The organism is Nesiotobacter zosterae (assembly GCF_033843645.1).
Lineage (GTDB): Bacteria > Pseudomonadota > Alphaproteobacteria > Rhizobiales > Stappiaceae > Pseudovibrio > Pseudovibrio zosterae.
This window is the reverse complement of sequence record NZ_JAWXVZ010000002.1, coordinates 159,006-183,478: the sequence shown is the minus strand read 5'-3', so window position 1 is coordinate 183,478 and position 24,473 is coordinate 159,006. Positions and strand designations below refer to the sequence as shown.

General features: G+C 55.7%; 22 protein-coding genes and 1 tRNA gene. 10 read left to right on the top strand and 13 right to left on the bottom strand.

The window, feature by feature from the left end; translation table 11 throughout:
* Nucleotides 1-57 precede the first annotated feature (57 nt).
* The 4 genes from Q3Y58_RS03800 to aat all read left to right on the top strand — a co-directional run bounded on the left by Q3Y58_RS03800 (nucleotide 58) and on the right by aat (nucleotide 3,849).
* The gene (locus Q3Y58_RS03800; protein ID WP_274216580.1) at nucleotides 58-801 is read left to right on the top strand and encodes a DsbA family protein; all 744 of its coding nucleotides are present in this window, start codon (nucleotides 58-60) and stop codon (nucleotides 799-801) included.
* A 528-nt stretch (nucleotides 802-1,329) separates the two neighbouring features.
* Complete coding sequence (gene accB / locus Q3Y58_RS03795) at nucleotides 1,330-1,788, top strand: acetyl-CoA carboxylase biotin carboxyl carrier protein (protein WP_274216579.1); 459 nt, start codon at nucleotides 1,330-1,332, stop codon at nucleotides 1,786-1,788.
* 13 nt (nucleotides 1,789-1,801) lie between these two features.
* Nucleotides 1,802-3,145: an acetyl-CoA carboxylase biotin carboxylase subunit gene (gene accC, locus Q3Y58_RS03790; protein ID WP_319621101.1), complete on the top strand. Its 1,344-nt coding sequence runs from the start codon at nucleotides 1,802-1,804 to the stop codon at nucleotides 3,143-3,145.
* 29 nt (nucleotides 3,146-3,174) lie between these two features.
* Nucleotides 3,175-3,849, top strand: a complete 675-nt coding sequence (gene aat / locus Q3Y58_RS03785; protein ID WP_319621100.1) for a leucyl/phenylalanyl-tRNA--protein transferase — start codon at nucleotides 3,175-3,177, stop codon at nucleotides 3,847-3,849.
* 53 nt (nucleotides 3,850-3,902) lie between these two features.
* Here the strand turns inward: aat and Q3Y58_RS03780 are convergent, their stop codons facing one another.
* Complete coding sequence (locus tag Q3Y58_RS03780; protein WP_319621099.1) at nucleotides 3,903-4,442, bottom strand: DUF2155 domain-containing protein; 540 nt, start codon at nucleotides 4,440-4,442, stop codon at nucleotides 3,903-3,905.
* A 332-nt stretch (nucleotides 4,443-4,774) separates the two neighbouring features.
* Between Q3Y58_RS03780 and Q3Y58_RS03775 the strand changes: the two genes are divergently transcribed.
* The gene (locus tag Q3Y58_RS03775) at nucleotides 4,775-6,814 is read left to right on the top strand and encodes a mechanosensitive ion channel family protein (protein ID WP_319621098.1); all 2,040 of its coding nucleotides are present in this window, start codon (nucleotides 4,775-4,777) and stop codon (nucleotides 6,812-6,814) included.
* A 70-nt stretch (nucleotides 6,815-6,884) separates the two neighbouring features.
* On the opposite strand, the gene Q3Y58_RS03770 is transcribed toward Q3Y58_RS03775, so the two are convergent.
* The 5 genes from Q3Y58_RS03770 to Q3Y58_RS03750 form a co-directional block, all read right to left on the bottom strand.
* Nucleotides 6,885-9,719 (bottom strand): valine--tRNA ligase, encoded by a 2,835-nt coding sequence (locus tag Q3Y58_RS03770; RefSeq protein ID WP_319621097.1) that lies wholly within the window; start codon nucleotides 9,717-9,719, stop codon nucleotides 6,885-6,887.
* Nucleotides 9,720-9,869: 150 nt separating this feature from the next.
* Entirely contained in the window at nucleotides 9,870-10,481 is a 612-nt protein-coding gene (locus Q3Y58_RS03765; RefSeq protein ID WP_274216572.1) for a PopZ family protein, read from the bottom strand.
* Between the two features lie 227 nt (nucleotides 10,482-10,708).
* Nucleotides 10,709-12,040: a TolC family outer membrane protein gene (locus Q3Y58_RS03760; RefSeq protein ID WP_274216571.1), complete on the bottom strand. Its 1,332-nt coding sequence runs from the start codon at nucleotides 12,038-12,040 to the stop codon at nucleotides 10,709-10,711.
* Between the two features lie 387 nt (nucleotides 12,041-12,427).
* Nucleotides 12,428-13,087 (bottom strand): protein-L-isoaspartate O-methyltransferase family protein, encoded by a 660-nt coding sequence (locus Q3Y58_RS03755; protein WP_274216570.1) that lies wholly within the window; start codon nucleotides 13,085-13,087, stop codon nucleotides 12,428-12,430.
* A gap of 156 nt (nucleotides 13,088-13,243) precedes the next feature.
* Entirely contained in the window at nucleotides 13,244-14,056 is an 813-nt protein-coding gene (locus tag Q3Y58_RS03750; protein WP_274216568.1) for a DUF2793 domain-containing protein, read from the bottom strand.
* 247 nt (nucleotides 14,057-14,303) lie between these two features.
* On the opposite strand from Q3Y58_RS03750, the gene Q3Y58_RS03745 reads away from it, so the two are divergent.
* A tRNA-Cys gene (locus Q3Y58_RS03745) sits at nucleotides 14,304-14,377 on the top strand.
* 255 nt (nucleotides 14,378-14,632) lie between these two features.
* Entirely contained in the window at nucleotides 14,633-16,720 is a 2,088-nt protein-coding gene (locus Q3Y58_RS03740) for a VCBS domain-containing protein (protein WP_274216567.1), read from the top strand.
* 78 nt (nucleotides 16,721-16,798) lie between these two features.
* On the opposite strand, the gene Q3Y58_RS03735 is transcribed toward Q3Y58_RS03740, so the two are convergent.
* From Q3Y58_RS03735 to Q3Y58_RS03715, 5 genes are all read right to left on the bottom strand, one after another.
* Nucleotides 16,799-17,257: a hypothetical protein gene (locus Q3Y58_RS03735; RefSeq protein WP_274216565.1), complete on the bottom strand. Its 459-nt coding sequence runs from the start codon at nucleotides 17,255-17,257 to the stop codon at nucleotides 16,799-16,801.
* Nucleotides 17,258-17,432: 175 nt separating this feature from the next.
* Entirely contained in the window at nucleotides 17,433-18,035 is a 603-nt protein-coding gene (locus Q3Y58_RS03730; RefSeq protein WP_274216564.1) for a molecular chaperone TorD family protein, read from the bottom strand.
* Nucleotides 18,036-18,285: 250 nt separating this feature from the next.
* A complete protein-coding gene (locus Q3Y58_RS03725) occupies nucleotides 18,286-18,657 on the bottom strand; it encodes a hypothetical protein (RefSeq protein ID WP_319621095.1) in 372 nt (123 codons plus the stop codon).
* Between the two features lie 110 nt (nucleotides 18,658-18,767).
* Nucleotides 18,768-19,247, bottom strand: coding sequence for a nuclear transport factor 2 family protein (locus Q3Y58_RS03720; RefSeq protein ID WP_319621094.1), 480 nt, complete (start codon nucleotides 19,245-19,247; stop codon nucleotides 18,768-18,770).
* A 168-nt stretch (nucleotides 19,248-19,415) separates the two neighbouring features.
* Entirely contained in the window at nucleotides 19,416-19,652 is a 237-nt protein-coding gene (locus Q3Y58_RS03715) for a hypothetical protein (RefSeq protein ID WP_274216560.1), read from the bottom strand.
* A gap of 218 nt (nucleotides 19,653-19,870) precedes the next feature.
* On the opposite strand from Q3Y58_RS03715, the gene cobD reads away from it, so the two are divergent.
* The 3 genes from cobD (at nucleotide 19,871) to Q3Y58_RS03700 (ending at nucleotide 22,603) form a co-directional block, all read left to right on the top strand.
* A complete protein-coding gene (gene cobD / locus Q3Y58_RS03710; RefSeq protein ID WP_319621093.1) occupies nucleotides 19,871-20,866 on the top strand; it encodes a threonine-phosphate decarboxylase CobD in 996 nt (331 codons plus the stop codon).
* A gap of 12 nt (nucleotides 20,867-20,878) precedes the next feature.
* A complete protein-coding gene (cbiB, locus tag Q3Y58_RS03705; RefSeq protein ID WP_319621092.1) occupies nucleotides 20,879-21,850 on the top strand; it encodes an adenosylcobinamide-phosphate synthase CbiB in 972 nt (323 codons plus the stop codon).
* A 96-nt stretch (nucleotides 21,851-21,946) separates the two neighbouring features.
* The gene (locus tag Q3Y58_RS03700; protein ID WP_319621091.1) at nucleotides 21,947-22,603 is read left to right on the top strand and encodes a DUF938 domain-containing protein; all 657 of its coding nucleotides are present in this window, start codon (nucleotides 21,947-21,949) and stop codon (nucleotides 22,601-22,603) included.
* Here Q3Y58_RS03700 and Q3Y58_RS03695 read toward each other — a convergent pair.
* Nucleotides 22,600-24,075: a cobyric acid synthase gene (locus Q3Y58_RS03695; RefSeq protein ID WP_319621090.1), complete on the bottom strand. Its 1,476-nt coding sequence runs from the start codon at nucleotides 24,073-24,075 to the stop codon at nucleotides 22,600-22,602. The genes Q3Y58_RS03700 and Q3Y58_RS03695 overlap by 4 nt on opposite strands.
* Nucleotides 24,075-24,371, bottom strand: a complete 297-nt coding sequence (locus tag Q3Y58_RS03690) for a YrhK family protein (protein ID WP_319621089.1) — start codon at nucleotides 24,369-24,371, stop codon at nucleotides 24,075-24,077. The genes Q3Y58_RS03695 and Q3Y58_RS03690 overlap by 1 nt, the downstream gene beginning before the upstream one ends.
* Between the last annotated feature and the right edge of the window lie 102 nt (nucleotides 24,372-24,473).

Genomic DNA, 24,473 nt, shown 5'->3' with positions numbered 1-24,473 from the left:
CGAAGATTCGTTGAACCAGTGAGGCCGCTCGCCAGTTGCGGGGGCACAGGAGAAACTATGCTGAAATCCACTTGCAGAACCTTGGGACTTGCCTTCACGGCCCTGGTTGCAATCACCACCGTGTCGCAGGCTCAAGAGACTGTCGAGACGCGCTCCGATGTAGAAAAAATCATCCGCGAATACCTCATTGAGAATCCGGAGATCATCACGGAAGCTCTCACTGAACTTGAAAAGCGCCGTGTTGCCGCTGAACAAGAGGCCAAGAAAGAAGCCGTCGCCTCGCTTTCAGACATCATCTTCAACTCTGAAAATCAGGTGGTACTGGGCAACCCTGAAGGCGATGTGACGCTCGTTGAGTTCTTCGACTACAACTGCGGTTACTGCAAGCGCGCCATGAGTGACATGCTTCGCTTGATCGAAGAGGACAGCAACCTCCGCGTCGTTTTGAAGGAATTTCCGGTTCTCGGCCAACCTTCAATGGAGGCAGCTCAGGTTGCCATCGCCGTCAACGATGTGGCGCCAGAAAAGTACGAGGACTTTCACACCAGCTTGCTCACCCAGCAATCTCGTGCTTCCGGCGACACAGCCATGCAGATTGCCCTCACCCTTGGCATTAGCGAAACTGACCTCACCAACTCCATGGAATCCGGTGTAGTACAGGCTACTTTCCAAGAGGTTTTCGAGATCGCCAATCAGCTTGGTCTGAGCGGCACGCCCTCTTATGTCATTGGCGACGAGGTTGTCATTGGCGCAGTTGGCTATGAGACCTTGAAAGAAAAAATTGCAGACGCACGGGACTAGGAACAACCCGTAGGTGTTTTTTCCGCAAGTTTTAGCGGGAAATATTGCTCTTGCTTATGATCGGACAGACAAAACCCTTTTCCTCTGTCCGATCAACTTCTATAACAGCCCCATGAAATCGAGGTTGACCTAAAGAGGGAGTTGCGCTGATTCGCGCCCCGTAGGCTTGGGCACAGACTCTGTTGTATTTTCAGGCACTAATTCCGTTACTGCCTAAAGAAAGACTTAGTTGTTCAGCATATCCCTCACAAATTGGCAGCCAAGATACTGAGTGAAGCTGGAATGGCACGGGAAAGTCCTGCTGACCACTTCAACGAGAGTTCATGCCCCGTGTAGCGCTCGCAGTGCGAGAGGAAAGTAAAGCACAGGGTAAAAGCAGAGCATCATGGGTCTATTGGATGACGCTGTCCTAAAACTGACCGGCCTGCTGATTTGAGAGTGGCGCCCCTCGTGCGGCGCCTGAATGCTATTTAAATGGTCCTTGGCTTTACGCAGAGCCGGACGTCACGAACTGGACGATGAGAAACGATGACGAAAGAAACAAAGTTTGACCAGGATCTGATCCGTCAGCTTGCGACTCTTCTGGATGAAACCAATCTGACAGAGATCGAACTGGAACAGAAAGACCTACGTGTACGCGTTGCACGCCAGATCACCGTTGAAGCTCGTAGCGTGGCACCAGCAGCAGCTGCTGCGGCTCCGGCACCAGCAGCGCCGGTTGAAGTGGCTGTTTCTGCAGATCCTGCGAACCATCCTGGCGCAGTCACCTCCCCAATGGTTGGCACCGCCTACATGGCTCCAGAGCCAGGCGCGCGCAATTTCGTTGAGGTGGGCTCCTCCGTTCGCGAAGGCGAAACCATCATGATCGTCGAAGCCATGAAGACTATGAACCAGATTCCGGCAACCAAGTCCGGTAAGGTAACAGCCATTCTGGTTGAAGATGGTCAGCCAGTAGAGTTCGGCGAACCACTCGTCATCATCGAATAACGGGCGAAACGCTATGTTTTCAAAGATTCTCATCGCAAACCGCGGCGAGATCGCACTTCGCATCCTGCGCGCCTGTAAAGAGCTCGGCATTCAAACCGTTGCCGTTCACTCCACAGCCGACCAGGACGCCATGCATGTGCGACTGGCTGACGAGAGTGTTTGCATCGGGCCCCCTGTGGCCCGTGACAGTTACCTGAACATCCCTGCAATTCTGGCCGCCTGTGAAATCACTGGCGCCGATGCAGTACACCCGGGCTATGGCTTCCTCTCCGAGAATGCCCGCTTTGCGGAAATTCTTGAAGCGCACGGCATCACCTTTATCGGCCCTACCTCCGAACACATTCGTGTTATGGGCGATAAGATTCAGGCCAAGACCACCGCGAAGGAACTGGGCATTCCAGTTGTTCCTGGCTCAGACGGCGGCATCACCTCAGAAGATGACGTGCATGCGCTGGCCCGCGAAATCGGCTACCCGGTTCTGGTAAAAGCTGCAGCAGGCGGCGGCGGCCGCGGCATGAAAGTGGCGCGCTCGGAAGAAGAGCTGGACACGGCCATCTCCACTGCACGTTCCGAAGCAAAAGCTGCCTTCGGTGACGACGCGCTTTACATGGAGAAGTATCTCGGCAAGCCACGTCACATCGAAGTTCAGGTACTGGGCGACGGGTATGGCAACGCAATCCATCTGGGTGAACGCGACTGCTCATTGCAGCGCCGCCACCAGAAGGTGTTCGAAGAATGTCCTTCCCCTGCCCTCAACGATGCTCAGCGCCAGGAAATCGGTGAGATTTGTGCCGCAGCAATGCGCAAGCTGAAATACCGCGGCGCAGGTACTGTCGAGTTTCTCTATGAAAACGGCGAGTTCTATTTCATCGAAATGAACACCCGTCTTCAGGTGGAACATCCGGTAACTGAAATGGTGACCGGCATCGATCTGGTGATCGAACAGATCCGCATTGCCTCTGGCGCAACACTCTCCATCAATCAGGAGGATGTTCGTTTCGAAGGTCATGCCATCGAATGCCGCATCAACGCTGAAAACCCTCGCACCTTTGTGCCCTCTCCAGGCACCATCACCTACTACCACCCACCAGGTGGTCTGGGCGTACGCGTGGATTCAGGCGTCTATCAGGGTTACAAGATCCCACCTCACTACGACAGCCTGATCGGCAAGCTCATCGTGCATGGCCGCAGCCGTGTGGAATGCATGATGCGACTGCGCCGGTGTCTGGGTGAGTTCGTGGTGGATGGCATCCAGTCAACCGTGCCGCTATTCTCTGAGCTCGTGGACAATCAGGACATCGCAAACGGTGCCTACGACATCCATTGGCTTGAAAAGTTCCTCGAAGACAGCAAATAGTTAATAGCTTAACTAGTCGACGAGGTCTCATGGCAGCCCGGCACGATCATGTGCATTTGGAAATCACGCCTCACGTATTGCTAAAGGCCTATGCGTGCGGCGTTTTTCCTATGGCTGAATCGGCTGACGACCCGGATTTGTTCTGGGTCGAGCCCGAAAGACGCGGGATCATCCCGCTCGAAGGGTTTCACGTTCCCAAGCGTCTGAGACGCACCGTGAAATCGGACCGCTTCAAGGTCATCGCCTCCCAAGATTTTCAAGGTGTCATAGACGGCTGCGCAAGTCCTGCGCCCGGCCGTAAGCGCACTTGGATCAACGCAGAGATACGCCGCCTGTACTGCGAACTCTTCAAGATGGGCTACTGCCACACAGTCGAAGTCTATGAAAACGACAAGCTTGTCGGTGGGCTTTATGGCGTTTGCCTTGCCAGCGTGTTCTTTGGTGAGAGCATGTTCTCAACAGCGCGTGATGTCTCCAAGATCGCCCTTGTTCATCTTGTCGCTCGGATGAAGGCAGGTGGCTTCACTTTGCTCGATACCCAGTTCGTGACCGATCACCTGCAACAGTTCGGAGCGCTAGAGATCCCGCGCGATGTCTACAATGAGCTTCTGGACACAGCCCTTCAGGAGCCGGCCAACTTCTTCTCAGAGCCATCCCAGATTACTGGTGCGCGGGCGCTGGAGTTAATTGACAGCCCCTACTGATCCTTTGCACTCACCACAAACGACAAACCGGGCACTTGGCCCGGTTTTGTTTATCACAAGAATGGATTAGGACGCGGAACTGGAATGTTCCCGGAGCTTATGAAGTCATCCCCTGCCAATGGATCATACTCCGGCGCGTCGGCCACGGGGGGGCCGCTATAGCCCTCAGGAGGCGGCACTTCCGAATATCGCTTACAGTTCACCAGCCAAATATCGTAGACGCCGTGCTCAACGGCGTGAACACCGGGGTTCGCGGCAAACATCCAGCCCGTGAAAATTCGCTGCACTTCATTGTTCAGCGTCACCTCGTCCACCTCGATAAAAGCAGTGGTCTTTGCCGCTTCTGTCTCAGGCCGGGTGAAACAAGCGCGCGGGGTCACCTGCAGTGCACCAAACTGAACGGTCTCGCCAATGTAGACGTCAAAATCAATGATCCGGCCAGTGATCTTGTCCAAGCCATTAAAAACGGCAATCGGGTTCTCTATTTTGGAGGCACGCGCGTCGTCCAATGTCACAACACTCCCAAAACCGAGAGCTGCAAGAGCCACAAAGGCCGTGGAACATAAACGGCGGCGCAAAACTTTGAACGTCATTCTATCCTGATCCGGAAAACTCGTGATTCAGCAGTGATATCGCCTCTAGGCTGTAGCAAACCATTAGCCGCTCGAAAAGGTCGGAATTGGGCAAAGCTATGGCTAATTTCCAAGATCGCGGTTTATTCCCAGCTCTGTGGCACAACCCCATCACTCAGTAATGCAATCAAAATCTCAGCAAAAGCCAGCAGCAATCTAACTGTTGGTGAACTGAACGGCGGGCACCCCGCCCGGATACCCGCCACCCCTAATATTTCAGGGGTGATGAGGTAAGCATTTGAGAACCCTCGTTTTGGATGCTGGCCCTAAACAACGAACATTGGGGGCCACCCATGGCAAACTCAAAAATTGCTCAAGGCGCTAGAGTCTTTGCAGCCTGTACAGCGCTTGCTGCCAGCCTCTTGATTTACTTGGGCACCTGCGTGGGTTTGGCTCAAGAGACAACCGCCGTTCAAGGTCCGCAGCCGCTCAAGCTGGGCAGTCAACTGGAAGACCGCTCAGATGCCTATATTCTGCCTTTAGACGCCGACTACTGGTTGAAAAAATACCCTCTGGCTCCCCTGGACACCAGCTCTCCTCGTGCCACTCTGGAGAGCTTTCTTACCGTCATGGCAACGGCAAATGATCTCGTGATTTCGGCCTATGAGGCCAACATAGAGCACCTGCGGCAAGCCGCTGAACCGTCGCTGAGCAGAGAGCAGATTGATGAGCAGGTTTATCTGGCAAAGCTGCTCTTTTCTCGGGCAAAGAGCGTGTTTGACTGGTCACAGCTTCCCACCGCCACCAGGAATCAAACCTCTCTTGAGTACGCCATGCTCATGAAGGAGGTATTGGATCGCATCCCGCTTCCGGCCCCGGACAAAGTGCCCGGAGAGCAGGCAGGCACCTATGACTACCTGCAGGAAGGGCTGCCAGAAAAGTGGACGCTGCCTCACACCCAGATCACGCTGGCGAATGTGCCGGATCGCGGATACTTGTTTGCGCCAGAAACCGTCGCTCTTATCGTCACACAGTACAATCAGATCAAAGACTTACCAGCACTTCAAAGCGCAAGCCCGGACTTCTTCACGTTCTACACCACAAGCCCCGGTGAATTTCTTCCCCCAGCTTGGTACACCTTCATAGAAGGCGGAGAACCATGGTTGTTCGAAGTCTATGAAGGGCAAACCACATGGCAGTGGATCGCACTTGTCATTGTGGGGCTGGGGCTATTCCTTGTGTTGGCAGGGCTTCGCCACGTACACCGCCGTCTGACCCCGCCGAGCACCCCCATTCGCCGCCGCATGTTCCACATGATCATGCCGGTCTTGGTTCTCTTCGCAGTTCAAGCGTTCAGATACGCGGCCATTGAAGAAATCAACATCGGCGGTTCTGTCATGATCGGGATGGAACTGACCATTGAAGCCGTCTCATGGATCCTCATTGCCATCCTGACTTATCAGTTCATCTCCGCCATTTCGGAGTTTGTTCTCGCCCAAAAGCGGGCCAAGTACCTTGAAGCTCTGGATGTAAGCATCATCCGCACGGGCTTCCGAGCCATTGGCATGGTCGCAGTCATGGGCGTGCTTGCCTACGGTGCAACCCGTCTCGGCATCCCTCTTCTGGGCGTCATTGCAGGCCTCGGCGTCAGTGGTCTGGCAGTTGCTCTGGCTGCTCAACCCACCATTGAGAACCTGATCGGCGGAATCATCTTGTATGCAGATAGAATGGTTCGCGTGGGTGAATTCTGTAAGTTTGGCGAGTTCTCCGGTACCGTTGAAAACATCGGCGTGCGTTCAACGCGCGTGCGCGCCAAAGACCGAACCCTCGTCACCGTAGCCAATGCGGATTTGGCCAAAATGCGCATCATCAACTACTCCCGCCGCGATCGCACGTACCTCCTTCAGGAAATCGGCCTTCGCTACGAGACAAGCCCCGACCAGCTGCGCAACATACTCATGGAAATCCGCGAGTACATCTGCGCCCACCCTCAGGTTCTCGAAAGCACGGTCCGCGTCCGTTTTGTGGGTTATGGCGATTCATCCTTGAATGTGGAGATCGCCGCCAACATCCTGAAGCCCGGCTATGAAGACTTCTTGGCTATTCAGGAGGACATCCTCTTTGCCATCTACCTCATCGTCGAGAAGAACGGCTCAGGCTTCGCCTTCCCATCCACCACCGCCTACTTCACCAAGGATACCGGGCTGGATGTAGACCTGAAAAAAGCTGCCGAAGATACGGTTCAGGAGCTGCGTGCGAGCAATCGCTTGCCCTACCCCACCTATGCCAATCAAGGCATGGAGTATGGCGATCCATTGGAGGACGGCGCTGCTACCCAAGGGAATGATGAAACCACGCGGGAAAAGCGTGGCGACGGCCGGTCCGCAGCCTGACAACAGGCCAAACAAAAAGGGCGCTGGAATTACCGGCGCCCTTATTTTCTATCGGAACAAACCGCTTGACTTAGGCAAGCGCGGCCAAGCGGGCCAGTGCCTCAGTGGTCTTGACCTTGCGCTCAGTCAGCTCCACAACGCGGTCTTTTTCACCCTGGACAACCTCTGCCGGAGCCTTTTCAACGAACCGTGGGTTTTCAAGCTTCTTGGTGATCTTGATCAGCTCACCATCGATCTTGCCCAGATCCTTTTCAAGACGCGCCTTTTCGGCATCCAGATCAATCACGCCCGCCAGCGGCAGACAGACCGTGGCTTCACCAACCACAATCTGCGCAGACCCCTTCGGTGCTTCATCTGCAACCGATACAGTCTCTGCACGCGCGTTCTTCATGATCGCAGCTTCATGGATCTTCAAGCGGTTCTGTGTCAGTTCAGACGCACCTGAAAGCACCACAGGCACCTTCGCACCTGCTGGAACGTTCATTTCGGAGCGAACGCTGCGGATCTGCATGATCATGTCGATCAGCCAGTTGATTTCCGCAGCAGCGTTCTCATCTTCGCCGACAACAGAAGGCCAACGAGACAGCGCCAGCAGCCCTTCACGGGAAGAACCTTCCGCTTCAACCGTGCGCGCCCAAAGCTCTTCGGTAATGAACGGCATGAACGGGTGCAACAGCTTCAGGATCTCGTCACGCGCCCAAGCCGCTGTAGCACGGGTTTCTGCCTTTGCTTCTTCGTCAGCACCGCCAAAGATCGGCTTGGCCAGTTCCAGATACCAGTCACAGAAGGTATTCCAGACGAAGCGATAAGCTGCACCTGCCGCATCATTGAAGCGATAGGTGTCAATGGCTTCGGTAACCGCGCGGATCGTGCGGCTGGTCTCTGTCACGATCCAGCGGTTCACGGTCTGCTTTGCCAGAGCCGGATCAAAACCTTCAACGCGCTTGCATTCGTTCATCTCCGCAAAGCGGCAGGCGTTCCAGAGCTTGGTTGCAAAGTTGCGATAACCCGCCACACGACTGGTTGCCAGCTTGATGTCCCGGCCCTGCGCCGCCATGGCAGCCAGCGTAAAGCGCAGCGCATCAGCGCCATACTCATCGATCAGCTCCAGCGGATCCATGACGTTGCCCTTCGACTTGGACATCTTCTGCCCCTTCTCGTCGCGGACAAGGGCGTGGATGTAAACCGTGTCGAACGGCTCGGTCTTCATGTAGTGGTTGCCCATCATCATCATCCGGGCAACCCAGAAGAAGATGATGTCGAAACCGGTCACAAGAACTGAGGTCGGATAGTAACGGGCCAGTTCCGGGGTCTTGTCCGGCCAACCGAGAGTAGAAAACGGCCACAGCGCAGAAGAGAACCAAGTGTCAAGCACGTCCTCATCGCGGTAAAGGGCTACCTTCTCGCCTTCACCAGCCTCATGGGCTGCAAGTGCATCGTTGATGTCCATCAGCGCCACAGGCTTGCCATAGAAGCTCTCAGCAGCTTTCAGAGCGTCTTCTTCAGACTTTTCAACGAAGACCTTGCCTTCAGGACCATACCATGCCGGGATGCGATGCCCCCACCAAAGCTGGCGGGAAATACACCAAGGCTGAATGTTCTCCATCCACTCGTAGTAGGTCTTGTCCCAGTTGGCCGGAACGAACTTGGTTCGTCCTTCCCGAACGGACGCAATCGCAGGCTGTGCCAGCGTCTTTGCATCCACATACCACTGATCGGTCAGCATCGGTTCAATTGGAACACCGCCGCGATCACCGTGCGGAACCATATGCGCATGGTCTACAACTTCGTCCAGAAGCCCCTTGGCTTCCAGCATTTCGACAATGCGCTTGCGTGCAGCGAAACGCTCAACGCCATCCAGCGCCTCGATGGTGGCCTTCAGATCGTCAGAAGCCTCAACGCCTTCAAGGAAGTCGGCATTTTCCGCCAGAATGATGTTGGCTTCACGATCCATGATGGAGATCATGCGCAGGTCATGGCGCTTGCCGATGTCAAAATCGTTGAAGTCGTGCGCAGGCGTCACCTTCATGGCACCAGTGCCGGTTTCCACCTCAACATAGTCATCAGGAATGATCGGAATACGGCGGCCAACCAGCGGCAGGATGATGTCCTTGCCCTGCAGGTCTTTGAAGCGTTCATCATCGGGATGAACGATAACGGCCGTATCACCCAACATGGTCTCAGGACGCGTGGTCGCGATCACGATGTAGTCGCGCGTCTCGAACTCGGTTGCCTTGCCCTCTTCATCAAACGCAATCGGGAACTGGTAGGTCACGCCATCCGCCAATGGATAGCGGAAGTGCCACATGTTACCCTGCGTGTCCTTTTGCTCAACTTCCAGATCGGAAATCGCGGTCAGCAGCTTGGGATCCCAGTTTACAAGGCGCTTGTCCTTGTAAATCAGGCCTTCCTTGTAAAGCGAAACAAAGACTTCCAGAACAGCCTTGGACAGGCCTTCATCCATGGTGAAGCGCTCGCGGGACCAGTCACAAGACGCACCAAGACGCTTGAGCTGATTGAAGATCATCCCGCCGGATTCATCTTTCCACTGCCAAACGCGTTCAATGAAACCTTCACGGCCCAGATCGCGGCGAGAAGGCTCGCCATTGGCAGCCAATTGACGCTCAACAACCATCTGCGTTGCAATGCCAGCGTGGTCCATACCCGGCTGCCACAGAACGTCGCGACCGCGCATGCGCTGGTAGCGAACCATGATGTCCTGAAGAGTGTTGTTCAGTGCGTGGCCCATATGAAGTGAGCCTGTCACATTGGGCGGCGGAATCACGATGGAATAGGTCGCAGCACCGTCGTCTGCTCCTGCTCCGGCCTTGAAAGCACCTGCATTTTCCCAGGTCTCGTAAATCCGCGGCTCAACAGAGGCCGCCTCATAGGTTTTATCCAGCATACTTCTTTTCTTCCACTTGCGGGGTCTGCATGGTGTAAATCGGAAGCCAGTTCCGAAGTCAACCGGTGTAAGCCGGTAAAGCCAACTCCCATCGCAATAAAAAAGCGCCACCGGCCGGCAGCGCTTTCAGGTCATTTCGTTTTTGCCTGATTAGCGACCGCGGGAGATCCTTTCGATCTCCTGTTTCACGAGACGCTCTACCATATCGGGAAGGTGCTGATCCAGCCATGATTTCAGCATGGGGCGCAGCATATCCGCAACAAGATCATCAAGGGTTCGTGCATTCTGAGAGAGCACGGTGTTCGCCAACCCATTGAAGGCAGAGGAAACTGCCTGATTGGCGCTTTCAGAAAGCAGTGTTGGCGCAGCCGCCTCTACCTTCTGCTCAACGGTTTCCAGAATGTCATCGGCATCCACTTCCGGCGCACCGTCGAAGGAAATATCACCGCGATCATCATCCGCAGTTTCCGGCATGCCCTTTACCAGGTCCATCTCCGGCTTTTCTTCCTCAACAGCCGCGTCTTCGGTCAGCTCGAGAACATCATCAACCGAATCCACTTCCTGTTCCGGTTCATCATCGTCTGAACCAAAACCACCCGGGGAATCAAAGAGCTTGTCCAGATCGTCCTGAGACAGATCCTTGCCCTCTTCCAAATCCATATCACCAGCTCCGGAGTCTGTCTCTTCTTCAGATATAATCTTTCGAATAGAGCTCAAAATCTCCTCCATGGAAGGCTCTTGGGTCTTCGAAGCTTCTCCCATGGCATCCCCCTCGTTCCGTGAGAAAACATGGCTCGAAGTTGCAACATACGACTCGAGCGCCAACAATTAATCATCAATTAATATTAAGGGATATAGACCCTTGATGAACACCACGCGACAGAGTTCAAAGCTTCTCTGCCCACAGAAAACCCGAGGATTACTCAAGGTTTTCCAAAAGAAAAAGGGGAGCTTACGCCCCCCTCATCTCAATTGAGATCAATTAGCCCTTAGCGGCCATCCGGCGTACGTAAGCCGATCCACTTGTCACGCACCGCGTTATAGTGCTCTCGCGGATCATACTGCGGCACGGTCAGCCCAAGGTGGGTGTAGTTCAGGCGGCCAACAGAGCTTAGGAGTGCGTAGGCTGCAACAACCTTGTCGCGCTGTGCGGTAATCAGGGTCACACGCGCATCTACCAGATCGCTCTGCGAGTCGAGAACATCAAGTGTGGTCCGCTGACCAACGCGCTGCTCTTCAACAACACCTTCCAATGCCAGCGTCGCAGCAGCCACTTCAGCCTGAGCTGCAGTGATCGATGCTTCCGATGCGTTCAGCTGGCCCCAAGAAGAGATCGCCTGCGCGCGCACCGTGTCGCGTGCCACGTCAACCAGAATCTCGGTCTGGCCGAGTTCTTCCTTGGCCTGACGGATCGCGGAGTACTCGGTACCCTGCTGATAGATTGGCACAGTCACGCGGCCGAAGATGGACGCCGTATTGGTGGTGCCGTTGCCACCTAATGAACGACCATTGGAGCTGCGGTAATTGCTTGAAAGATTACCCTCCACGTTCACCGTTGGCAGCAAGGTGCCTTCCGCAGTCTTGACCGCAAAGATACCGGCATCAACGAAGTGAAGCGCCGACATGATGGAAGGATGCTCTTCCTGACCGACCGCAATTGCCTGACTCACAGACTTCGGCAAGAGGCTGGCAACGTTGGAACGTGGGTTCAGGTTCTTTGGATCGACACCAATCACCTGACGGAAAACCGCGCGGCTTGTATTCAGATTCGCCAGTGCGGTGTTCAAAGCGGACTGAGAACGCGCGCGCCCGGCTTCCGCCTGCGCAACATCTGTACGAGTGCCCTCACCCACGCTGAAGCGGTCCTTGGAGGCCCGCACAAGCTCTTCCTGGAACTTCAAGTCACTCCGGCGCAGCGCCACGATACCGGTATCCCGGATCACGTCCATGTACGCCGTTGCGGCCTGCAACAAGGCGGTCTGCTCGGTCACACGCAGGTCTTCCCGCTGTGCCCGCACAATCGCTTCCGCCTGCCGGGTTGAGTTCACTGTTCGGAAACCGCGAAACAACGGCTGAACCACCTGAACGGCGACCGTCGTGTCGGAGAAACCGCCACCCGTGAAGCCCTGATCAGACTGGTTGACCATGCCTACAGCCGCAGAGCCGGTGATGGATGGACGCCAACCGGCCAGAGCCTGAGGTACGTTTTCATCTACGCCACGCAGCTGAGCGCGAGCGGCGTTGAGTGTCGGATTGTTTTGGTATGTAGCGGACAGTGCGTCGCGAATGGATTGCGCATGTACGGCAGATGCCGAAACCATCAAACACGCGCCTGCTACTGTCGCCAGAAGTCGTTTAGAAATCACTTTTACAGCCTCAAGTCAGGTGCAACGCTTTACCGCTGCCTCGAACCAATTAATTCCAACACCTGCGACCAACGTATACTGTTCACATCCGCGGTCTGGAACCCGAGGACACTCGAATTCCGCAAAAAAAACAAGTGCTGAGGCGAACGAGCAACAATCGCGAAGTTTTTGGCAAAACTTACAGGTCGAACACTGTTTGTACTTGATTTGCACGAGTCGGACTTCACGCAAACTACAGGATGTCCGCTTCTCCACGACTTTCGCAAGGATGCGTCGCGATTTCTTTACAAAGCATTAACTGTAAATCTGCGGGTTTTGGTCCCCTCCGCAGATTCTACTCCGTTAAAATGTAAAGCTCTTTGGCTTCTCGAAACCCGGCAGAGGGGCGCCACTGGCATTGAAGGCAAATCGAGAACTCACAGTTTCCTGTGTCTTGTAGTAGATATTCGCCTCGCCTGTTGGCCCAGACTGCTCGATTGCCACCAGACGACCATCGTTTTTAAGCTGGTCAAAAAGCGCAGAAGGAATCGATTCGACCGACCCGTCGATCACAATCACATCGTATGGCGCGTCCGAGGCGTACCCCTGGCGCATCTCGCCATCGATCACGGCAGCGTTTTCGATGCCCAGATCGGCAAGAATGGTAGAAGCTTCGGCGGCCATGGCCTCGTCCTGCTCAACGCCCACCACGGAATCGCAGAGCTTGGACGCAATCGCCACGCTGTAGCCCGTGCCAGCGCCAACCACCAGCACCACATCATCTTTTGCGATGCTTGCCAGCTGCAGCAGCTTGCCCAGAATGTGCGGCTTCAGCATCTTGCGCAGGCCAGCACCGTTCATGGGGATGTCTTCATCGATATAGGCGATGGACTTCTGCTCTTCCGGCACGAAAGTCTCGCGAGGCACTTCCCCCATAGCATCCAGAATGCGGAGATCTGTAATGTCATTGGTGCGAAGTTGATTATCGACCATGCGGGTTCTGGACTGCACGTAGTCGGCCATAACGTCCTCATTTTCAAATCGGATAAGCTGGTAGGTGCATATCGCCCCATGCACGCAAATACAAGCACGCGCACTGCCAAAAATGAAGCGTTTTTACCAATATGCCCCTCTCTTTCGTCGGTAACCACTGCAGGACAGAGCGACGCAGCCGGACCGTCAGGCTAGCGGCACCTGCGGCAAAAAGTAGTGCAGCGCCACGCGAACGGCCCCGCCCGTAAAGCTGCCGCCGTTTGCCGTCAGTCTCACCCGTGTGGGGCTGTAGACGGCTTGTGGGCCAATCACCCCTGCATTGGTCGCGCCTTCTGCAGCGCCCAATGAACCACCGAACTTGGATGTCTCCCCGCTAATGCCACAGTCATACGAGGATGCACCGCTCACCGCGGTTACGGTGCGCGTTGAAACGCAAAGCACGATGGCTCTGTCCGGAAACTGGATTGACGTCTCCACCACACTGCCTGAAAGGTCGGAGAGAAGCTCCTCCACCACATGGAAGCCCGAATGCGCCCCTGCGGGAGCCGTTGCGACAATGCTGTTGCCGAACACCTGAAGCCGCTCCGCAGGCCCATCCCCCCCAACCCCGAGATTGGTTCCTCCGCCACCACCAACGCTCAAAATGCCGCCAAGGCCCGCAGGCGCGCTGATGATCGTCCAGCCTTCCCTGCCATAAACGGCAAGCGCTTCTTCTGCGGCGATGTAAACCAGCTGGCCCTCGACCGGGGCCAGCAGGGACCACGCCCCGTCAACAAAGAAAGCAAGCTGCCCCTCGCGCCCTGCCCAAGCATCCACGGGATTGGCCGACACAATGAAGCCCTGCCCCTCCAGGGCGCTTGGTGGCGCGCTCAGGTCGCGCCGTTCCACCGCGCAGGAGACCAGTTGGTCAAGCCGAAACAGCGCCTCATTGTGAGTGACATGCTTTTGCGCCTGAGAGGACGCGATGAAAGGCAAACCAAGGCGCGCAGAAGAAGACATGACCAAGCCCCGCTGAGAATGAAACCGATGCCCTCCACTGTGCCTGTCGCCCCAGTTAGGGGGATAAGTTTTTTGCAAGCCCTCGCAGCCATCGCCGCCATAACAAAACCCGACGTCACACCGCTGCAACAAACGCCGTAAAACCCCTGAGCCCCGTAGGTTTTTCACAATTCTGGGGCGATATTTTCTGATGGACGCTTGACTATCTCCGCCAAATGTCAGAAAAGCCACTCCACACCACAACGGCGGCCTCTTGGCGGAGTGGTGACGCAGCGGATTGCAAATCCGTGTACGCCGGTTCGATTCCGGCAGAGGCCTCCACTCTTCTCCCCTTAATTTTTTGCTGATCAATCAGTCATGCTCTGACCTATGGTCATTGAGCTTTGGCGTATGACTAAACGGCAAAACTGATCAGCCTGCTATCGGGACTGCCTCTCCATGTGATGCCTGCATACTCAAGTAAAGCTCCGCGCAAGCCACGCAACCTTAGGGTGCCTCGGCAATAATCTCTTGGAGTTTAGGCAATGCTAAACAACGCCCCTAAAACCTATCCTGTGGCAGTTCAAACAGACGAGAATGGCGCAGCTACAATCCGCGTTTTTTTTTGAAGACCTTGATCTGGCAGACTTTCACACACTTGTTCTAAACACCGAAGGAATGCTTGGAACGGGCATAGTTACATCAGATGACATGTTCCAATATGATCCCGGAACCGCGTTCGACCATCTCGCAGCAGGTGAGACCGCGATCGAAACTTTCTCCTACACAGTAGCAGACGCTTTTGGCGAAAGCTCAACTTCCACAGTTACAATAACACTGACCGGCCGAAACGATGGTCCAGTAGCGGTGGCCTTAGCACCGCAGACAGACGAACAAACAGCAATCAACATTGCGCCTAGCTTCACTGACCCCGACACCAACGATAGCCACAGTTTGCAAGTTGACACCACGGGCACACTTGGAACGGTGACAATCAAAGAAGATGGTACGTTTTCATATGATCCAAACGGCAAGTTCGATGCCTTGAATCACGGAGAACTGGCCACCGACACATTCACATACACTGTGACAGACAATCATGGATCAAGTTCCACTGAAACAGTGACCGTGACCATCCAAGGCGAGAGTGAGAGTGCAGCAAGCCCCGCCAAGATTGTCGCCTCTGACGCAACTACAGGCGACATGTTCGGCAGGGATGCGCAAATTAACGACAGTGGCGTTGTTGTTGTTGGATCGCCGAGCGATGATGGAAAAAGAGGTTCCATTTACGTATACACGCCAACAAGCGACGGTGACTACACAGAAAACAAGTTGATTGCGGCTGACCGAGCAGCGAGTGACTGGTTTGGTGTTCGCACTGCAGTAAACAGCACCGGGACAATAGCTGTAGCAGCGAGTGGCGATACGGTTAATGGAGTATCCTCTGGATCGATCTACGTTTTCATACCTGACGAAACTGGCAGTTATACATCCACAAAACTAACACCTTCCGATGGCCGCACGGGAGATGCTATTGGCGTTCGCGGCCTTTCCATGACCGAAGCAGGCGTTATAGCGGTGTCTACTAACTCCGACAAGATCTATGTTTACACGCCAAATGGTGAGGGTGACTACATCGAAACCAAGCTCGTTTCTTCGTTTCGCGGCGGACACCTCGGCTTCGGCGGCTTTATGGACATGAATGAAAACGGGACTATCATAACCTCGGCACAATACATAAAGGATGGCCCAAATAATCTGGCGCGGGTTTTCACACCAAACGCTGAAGGGCAGTATGCTGAAATGCGCTTACGTTTGCCTGAGGCTGGAAGTTCGATCGCCTGTAATGGCGAGGCACTGAACGACGGTACAATAGTCGTTGGTACAAACCAGTCGGTCTACGTTTATAAGCCTGATGATGTTGGCAATTATTCGGTGACCAAGCTTAGCGGAATTGCAAGTGCCAATTACGACCTAGATGTGAACTCCGGAGGGGTCATCGTGGCAAGCTCCAATGATGTAGCCTCGATCTTTGTTCCCGATGACAACAATGGATACAAGCAGATTGTTCTGAGAGCGTTTGATGGTATCAATGGCGATCCTTTTGATGCTTTCGGTTCATCAGTCTCCATCAATGAAGACGGTGTAGTCGTCGTGAGCGCAAGGTATGACGACGACAAAGGGAAGGATTCAGGCTCAATTTACATCTTCACACCAGATGCAGATGGCAACTACGTTGGGCCGGATGGGACAGTCTATGAGCCGTCAGAGACGCCGCCTGTCATTGAGACTTTCGATAGTGCGCCTCTCGAAGTTATCGGAAGCGATTCTGCGGAAAGCCTTCTGGGTGGTAACGCGGACGATGTCATTGTCGGAAATGGCGGCAACGACATAATAGATGCCGGGCTTGGCAGCGATACTTTGACTGGCGGTGAAGGCAACGACACGTTCCTGTTTGCGTCTGACGAAGCTGGACACGATGTGATTACAGATTTTGTCGCCGGAGCAGGTTCCGAGGATTTGATTGAGATCGACAGCTCAATGTTCACCGACTTCACTGCCCTCATCGCGGCAGCCGAAGATCAAGGTGCCAATACTGTGATCACAATCGATGGGGACAGTTCAATCACCCTCAAAGATGTAAACATCGCTGACTTGCATCAGGATGATTTTTCCTTCCTGTAAAGGTCACTGATCACGATAGATGAAGGGGCCCTGCCCCTTTATCTCCTCTCCGTTGCCACCCAGTACGCCATCGCCCGTTTAGTAGGAGAGCACGAACTGGATCTCGATTTCGTGGTAAGGCCCCTTTTGCCCGCTCCAACTGTGATAGACCTCCCGGCTCTCACCCGAGATCACATGGCGCGAGAACGAAATGTCCTTCAAGAGCGGCCCGTAGCCCTTGGTAAACAGGCCCTGCATGGTGCCCTGATAGCGCGTTGAGGCCGCCATCACCGGCTCCAACCGCCTCACAGTGAGCGCCCCGTCATACCGCGCCGGTTTCCTGATTGGTCGGCACATCTCCCAGTCAAACAGCTCCCGCCCGTTCTCTGGCAGGTTGTGAGAGATGAACACCCAAGGCCCAGCCACCTCAAGACCGAACCGGTCGATCTCTGCTTCGATCTGCGCAGTAAGGCCCGGAGACACATCCTTGATATCGTGAATACACAAGCGTTTCTTTGCGCTTATGACCCACATGTCAGCCGTTTCTACGATATTCATTTTGCAAACCTCATGCATGTTCAAAGGCACCCCGTATTGCTTCGAACCGCACTCAGAGATAACCGAAGAATCCAATTGGCCAACTCAGATTATTAGAAAAATTTTCTGCTAGAAGCTTTGACCTAAGGCATAATCGGAACAACGTTCCGCCAAAGGCCGCATCTTGCCCAATCGCTTACACTTCCTGCTTCAGGAAAGCATTCAGCAGCTTCAAGCTGGCCTTGTGGAAGCCAAACTTTGTCGGCGTGCGGGCAACATCGCCCGTGAACAGCGGCACCCACTCCATCATCTCAGAGGCAATGAACGCCCCCGGCGCTTCGAGGGGCTGATCTGAGGCATAAAGCTCCGCCAAATAGCTCAGCTGCAAGGAAAGATGGTCTGCAGGTTCCCTGCATTCTCCCAGCATGGCAAGGCCAGCCGTCTCCAGCCGTTCCAGCATGCGTTCGTGAGGCGCGTCAAACAGGCACCGCCCCTTGGTTGTGTAGTAGGACGCATAAGGCAACGGCGCGCCCGGCCCGCTTGCCAGAAACAGTGATGCGAAGTCCGTTGCAAGCTCCAGCTCTGCTGAGGGGGAGTGCTGCCACCGCTTTATATCACCCTTGATTTCCTCAAGCGGCCCAGCGCTTGGCAGTCCGATGGCTTTTTCCAGTTCAGCAGCAAGGTCCTTGAACCCGCCCCGCCCATAAATCTGCATCTGCTCCAGGCTCAACTCCCTAAAGAACACGCCAGCAAACCACTCGCAGAGCACCGCAGGGCCAAGGGGCGCTTTCACATCCATGATTCACCCCTGCCTTGAGCCGCCACGAGCGCGCGCGCCCTTGCTGATCGTTCGGAAACAGAGGCTTTCGCTCGCCGCCTTTGGCAAGACCACCCAGACACCAATACTGCTGGACTGTTCCGTCTGGTGTGCGCCATCCATGTTCTTCATTGTTTTGCCTCACGCAGATTTGCATGAGTATTTCAGGATGGTTTGACACTATGGCGTCAGATTACGCAGCGTCAATCACTCTTTGTGGCATGCCGCCGCTCTAGGGTGACGTCTCTGGGTGTTTTTGGGTGCTTGCACTCAGGCAATGCAGCAGTTTTCCGCCAGCCTTGCGCCCCTCTTTGCTCACCAACCACAAGGCAAGCTTCTCGCCGTGCGCTTCAAGGTCCGCCAGCGCATCGTCATCGTCGCCCTCCACCTGCGCGGCAAGGCGAAGCATGTCCTTCAGGATCTCGCGGCCATCCTCCTGTGCGTCTTGCGGTAAAACATTTTGCGCCATACCGAAAAGCCCGGCGACAGCAACAGATTCAAGCGCCATTGTCACGAGGGGGGGGCCTTCAAGAGCGGCGTACACCATGATACTGCCACCGACGGTGGCGACCGCGGCATACTGCTTGAACCGGCGAAAAATCACGGCATGTTCCCTTCATCATCGGGCAACAAAAGCAGACGACCTGCCCCTGCGCGTCCTCCGATGACGCCCTCAAGGTTCATGGCGTGAGGCTGTTTTCGCCGTTGTGGTGTTCAAAAGGTAAAGCCGCTGCCCGCTTTCACCTCACCAAAGGACAGAGCCACCACTTTCCAACCGTCCTCTTGTGTCCCGCGCAACACGATAACCTGCTTCACGGTTTGGGTTTCACCGCAGACATCGGCCCATGTCAGTTGATTGGTAGCGATGGCAAGCTCCCCACGCCCTGTAACGGCCCAATCGGTAAGTTCAAAGAGCCGATGGTCACAGTGGGCCTTGTTTTTGAACAGCCGCTCCATCGCTGTAAGGCCAATCAGCCTTTTAAGGTGCGGTGCCATCTGAAGGGCTTCCTCACACCAATAGCCGCGCCACGTATCAAAATCGTTCTTGAGAAGAACCTGCGTCCAGTTGAGAATCGTTTGCTTCACAGCCTCGCAGTGGGCCTCACTCAGGCCTGGCTCGCGGGCGGCGGAAACAAGAGGGCTGCACACTACCGCCAGTGCGGCAACCGGTGCGCTAATGGAACTTTGAGGCATGGCGTTGCGCGCTCCTTTTCGGAGTCTGGCCCAGCGCTCTAACCTCCAAGCAGCAAGGCCTGTTTTGTTGGGCAGGTTTTCGGCCACCTGCCAACGCCAAGGAAAAGGTCTAACGCCCTCCCTGTCAACCAAAACCCCGCTGAAAGCTTAGCGCAGCCTTTCAAACAATCACTTGCCGCGCATTTGCGCCGCCGCGCCGGGCGCATGGAAATACTCCCGCTTTCCCGTCAGCACCAAGGCCAGCTCATCGATCTCGTCCACCACCCCGTCAACGCAGCGCGCAAGGCCGGAACGCGGCCGCAACGTGGTGCGCACTTCAATGAGTTGCTGGCGAATGGCACCAAGCTGCTTGAGCAGATCTTCCCGGTCGAAATCCATCGGTCTTTGCGGTCGGCGTGAGGTCATGGTGCCTTTTGGGTTCCATCAGTCTTGGCGAAAGCGGCTTTTTGTTCTCTATATGTTCTATGAAGCCATTCCCCCCTTCAGGTCAAGTCTGGAATGCGACCAAGGCCCCTTTACCCCTTCCTCCCAGCACTGGTAATCCCCGCCAATCACAAGCTACGTGCTAGGGATTTAACGGTATTTGCGCTAAACCCAACGGGTCGGCCACAAGGAGACTATCAATGCGTCATGGCGGTGATTTGAGCGAGGCCATCGCCCGCTTCGGTGGGACGGAACAAGGCTGGATGGATCTTTCCACCGGCATCAACCCGCATGCCTATCCCACCGCTGGCAACCTTGCGCAGGCAGACTGGGCCAGCCTTCCCACCTCCAAGGCGGAAAGCGATCTGATTGCCGCCGCACGTCGCGCCTATGAGGTTCCAAGCCACCTTGTCATGGTCGCCGCGCCGGGCACACAGGCCCTCATCTCGCAGCTCCCTTATCTGGTCGAGCGCACCACCGTAGCCATTTTGTCTCCCACCTACGCCCCCCATGAGGAAAGCTGGGCGAGTGCCGGACACACGGTTATGAAAGCCCCCTCACTTGAGCACCTCCCGCAGGCAGCGCGCGTGGCGGTTGTTGTCAACCCAAACAACCCCACCGGCACGCTCTATGGTTCTGAGGCGCTCCTCGCCACTGCACAACAGCTGAAGGCGCGCGGCGGTCTGCTCATTGTCGATGAAGCCTTTGCCGATTGCCTGGAAAAGGCCAGCTTGCTCCCTCACCTCACCGACCTGCCAGTGGTGGTACTGCGCTCCTTTGGTAAATTCTATGGCTTGGCGGGTTTGCGTCTGGGCTTCATGATTGGTTCTCACCCTCTGTGTGATGCCATGAAGGAAAGGTTGGGCACATGGGCTGTCTCTGGCCCAGCGCTGAAGATCGGCACGGCAGCGCTTGGAGATAACATCTGGCGCCGGGAGATGCGGACCAAGCTTGTTGCGGGAGCACAGCGCCTTGAAAAACTGGTTGCATCCTGCGGTATGGTGCGCGAGGGAGGAACGCCGCTCTTCTCGCTCATTTCTGGGGTAGATGCCGAGGCCCTTCATGCCCACTTGGCCGCCCAGCACATCTGGACGCGGCACTTCGACTATTCAAAGACGTGGCTGCGCCTGGGCCACCCTGCTTCACAAACCCATTGGCAGCGCCTGGAAACTGCCCTGACCAGCTACAAACCTTGAGGACCGCTCCCCATGATCTTCTTCGACCATATGCTCTGGATCGTGGTGCTCGCGTTGCTTCTGGACGCCCTTCTGGGCGACCCGGATTGGCTTTGGAAACGGTTCCCCCATCCGGTCACCGTCATTGGCAAGGCGATTGACTGGACCGACAAGCGCCTGAACACCAACGATCTGTCGTCTCAGGTGCGCCGTCTCAATGGCCTGCTGCTTACCGGTTCTCTCACTGTGGGTGCCCTTGCCATTGGCTACATCATGCAAGACCTGCTGGAAGAAATTCCCTTCGGCGAGGTTCTCATCGCCGCGCTGGGCGCGATCCTTATCGCCCAGAAAAGCCTTTACGAACATGTTGCCGCCGTGCGCGATGCCCTGCGCACCAACGGGCTGGAGGCGGGGCGCGCCGCTGTCTCACGGATTGTGGGCCGCAACCCGCAGGCGCTGGACGAATCTGGCGTCTCCCGTGCCGCCATTGAATCATGCGCTGAAAACTTCTCCGATGGCGTGGTTGCCCCCGTTTTCTGGTTCGCCCTTTTGGGGCTACCGGGCATTTTGGCCTATAAAGCCATCAACACCGCCGACAGCATGATCGGCCACAAGACAGAGCGCTATCAGGAGTTCGGCTGGGCCAGCGCCCGTTTGGATGACCTTGTCAATCTGCCCGCCTCACGCCTTGCAGGCTTGCTCATCTGCGTCGGCGCCTTTGCCGTTGGCACCGCGCCAAAAAAGGCCCTCTCCGTGATGATGAGTGACGCCGGGCAGCATCGCTCTCCCAACGCCGGCTGGCCAGAAGCCGCCATGGCGGGCGCATTGGGTATCGCACTGGCAGGGCCACGTCACTACGCAGCCTACTCGGTTGACGCCCCCTACATGAACGACATGGGCCGCAAGTCCGCCAGCCATGAAGACATCACCAAGGCGCTCAAGGTCATGTTCTTTGCCTGCGGTGTGCAGGTACTGGCTCTGGCGGCCCTGTCCATTCCCCTCTAACCACGTCAGGTTCTATGTTGATGGCTCAAAAACCTTCATCAAGCCGCACTGACGTTCGGTCTCCAGCCCATTGTTTGAAGCGCATAAGCGCTTATCTTGGCAGCAAGATCTCTTCCGCACCAACCGCTTGAGGAAACAAACGTGCTGCCATTCAACAAAGCCGCCGACAACAACAAGGGCTTCATTCTGGAGAAGCTTCTGAAGCACTTGCCAGAAGGGTCGACAGTTCTGGAAGTTGCCAGTGGCACCGGCCAGCACGCTCTCCACTTTTCCAAGGCCATGCCAGCAATCAATTGGCAGCCCACGGACTTGCCTCACCACCTGCAGGGCATTTCCGCCCGTTTCGAGCTGGAAGGGCAACCAGAGAACCTTATGAGCCCGCGCGCGCTTGACATCTCCGCTCTGCCTTGGAGCACCCAGAGTGCCCTCTTCCAGCAACACTTTGACGCGCTCTACGCCTGCAATTGCCTCCATGTGATCTCTTGGGACCTGGTTGAAGCATTCTTCCAAGGTGTCGATGGCACGTTGAAATCTGGCGGCCACCTGTTTTTGTATGGCCCCTACAAATACGAGGGCGCGTTTACAACGCAAAGCAACGAGCAATTTGATGGCTGGCTGAAGGAAACGTATCCCGGCGGCGGCATTCGTGATTTCGAAGCGGTCAACGCCCTTGCCGAGGCCATTGGCCTTACCCTTGTTGCCGATCACGCCATGCCCGCCAACAATCAGTTCTTGGTCTGGAAGCGTTCCTAACCCACACGCGACCGAGCAATTTCAAGAATGCGGTCGCAGTCAAGATGCTCTTCCAGATGATCAGCCAGTGCCTCCATCGCCAGCTCCACCTTGGCCGAATACCCAAGCGTGGAGCGGGCACCAAAGCCTTTCAAGAACGCTGCGCGAAAACCATCTGAACCAAACAGGCCATGCAAGTATGTGCCAGCAACCTGCCCGTCAGCAGATTGCGCGCCATCCTCGTGACCGCCCAGGGTCAAGAATGGCCGCGCGCAATCACGCCCCGCCGTCCGTCCAATATGGATCTCATAGCCCGACACCGCCTCACCGCTAGAAAGGTGCGTACCTGTCTGAGCCACCACGTGCTTCTCCGCTGTAAGCACTGTCTCCACATCAAGCAGGCCAAGCCCGTCAATAGTGCCCGCAGGCCCTTCAATGCCATTCGGATCACTGATTGTCCGCCCAAGCATCTGATAGCCCCCACAAATGCCGAGGACCCGGCCTCCACGGCGCACATGGGCAGCAATGTCAATGTGCCAGCCTTGGGCCCGCAAGAATGCAAGATCCCCCATGGTGGACTTGGTACCCGGCAGCAAAACAAGATCAGCATCCCCCGGCAGTGCTTCGCCCGGATAGATCAGGCGGAGCGTCACATCCTCTTCAAGCCGAAGGGGATCAAGATCATCAAAGTTGGCAATGCGGCTGATCACCGGCACCACCACTTTGAGTTTTCCCTGCCCGCGCTTGTCATCAAGGCCAAGCGCATCTTCTTCCGGCAGATCACCCGCCTTTTGAAACCAGGGCACCACACCAAGGCTCGGCCAGCCACTGCGGTTTTCAATCTCTGTCAAACCGGAATCAAAAAGTGAAGGGTCCCCTCTAAACTTATTGATGAAAAACGCTTTTATGCGCCTGCGCTCAGAAGGTTCAATCACCACAGATGTGCCAACGACAGAGGCAATCACCCCGCCCCGATCAATGTCACCGGCAAAGATCACCGGTACATCCAAGGCCTCCGCAAAGCCCATGTTTGCGATGTCGCCAGCCCGCAAGTTGATCTCAGCCGGAGACCCCGCGCCCTCCACCAGGATCAGGTCGGCGTCCCGCTCAAGATGCTCAAAGCTCTCTTGAACATAGGGAAACAATGTCCCTTTCTGCTTTCCGAACTCACGCGCTTTCAAGGTCCCAAAGCGCTTACCCTGTACGATGATCTGCGATCCGCTGTCGCTCTCCGGCTTCAAGAGCACCGGGTTCATGTGTATGGAAGGCGCAACTCGCGCACCAAAGGCCTGCAGAGCCTGAGCGCGGCCAATCTCGCCGCCCTCGGCAGTTACGGCTGCATTGTTGGACATGTTCTGCGGTTTGAATGGGAGAACCCTGAGGCCCCGGCGGGCGAACACGCGTGCCAAGCCCGCCACAATCACGCTCTTGCCCACATTGGAGCCCGTGCCTTGGATCATCACCGCTGCTTGGCGTTTACCTGAGGCACCCATCAGCTTTGTGTTTCCGGTTCAGCACCATAAGGCCGGAACTCTTGTGGCACCGGCAAGCGCGTCAGATGCAATTCCAACAGCAAGCGAATGGTTGGGCGCACCCCAAACAGGAGGGAACCGAGGAGAAACAACCAGGTTCCGGCAAAAACAAGCCTGTCGAAAAAGAACAAGACGCTACCGATGACGAACAGCAGCGCAGCAAGAAACTCAATCACGGTTCGCCACAGCTCATAGCGCCGAACAAGATCAGCATGCTTTTCACTCATGTTTCGCAGTCTGGCATCAAACAGTTTCATGGGTCTTCCCGCCTCGTTGGAGGCCTATGGTCTGACAACTGCCATGAATATTCAATGCCTTATTCCAAAAGGTCTGCAAACGCGAACCCATAATTCCGGCGT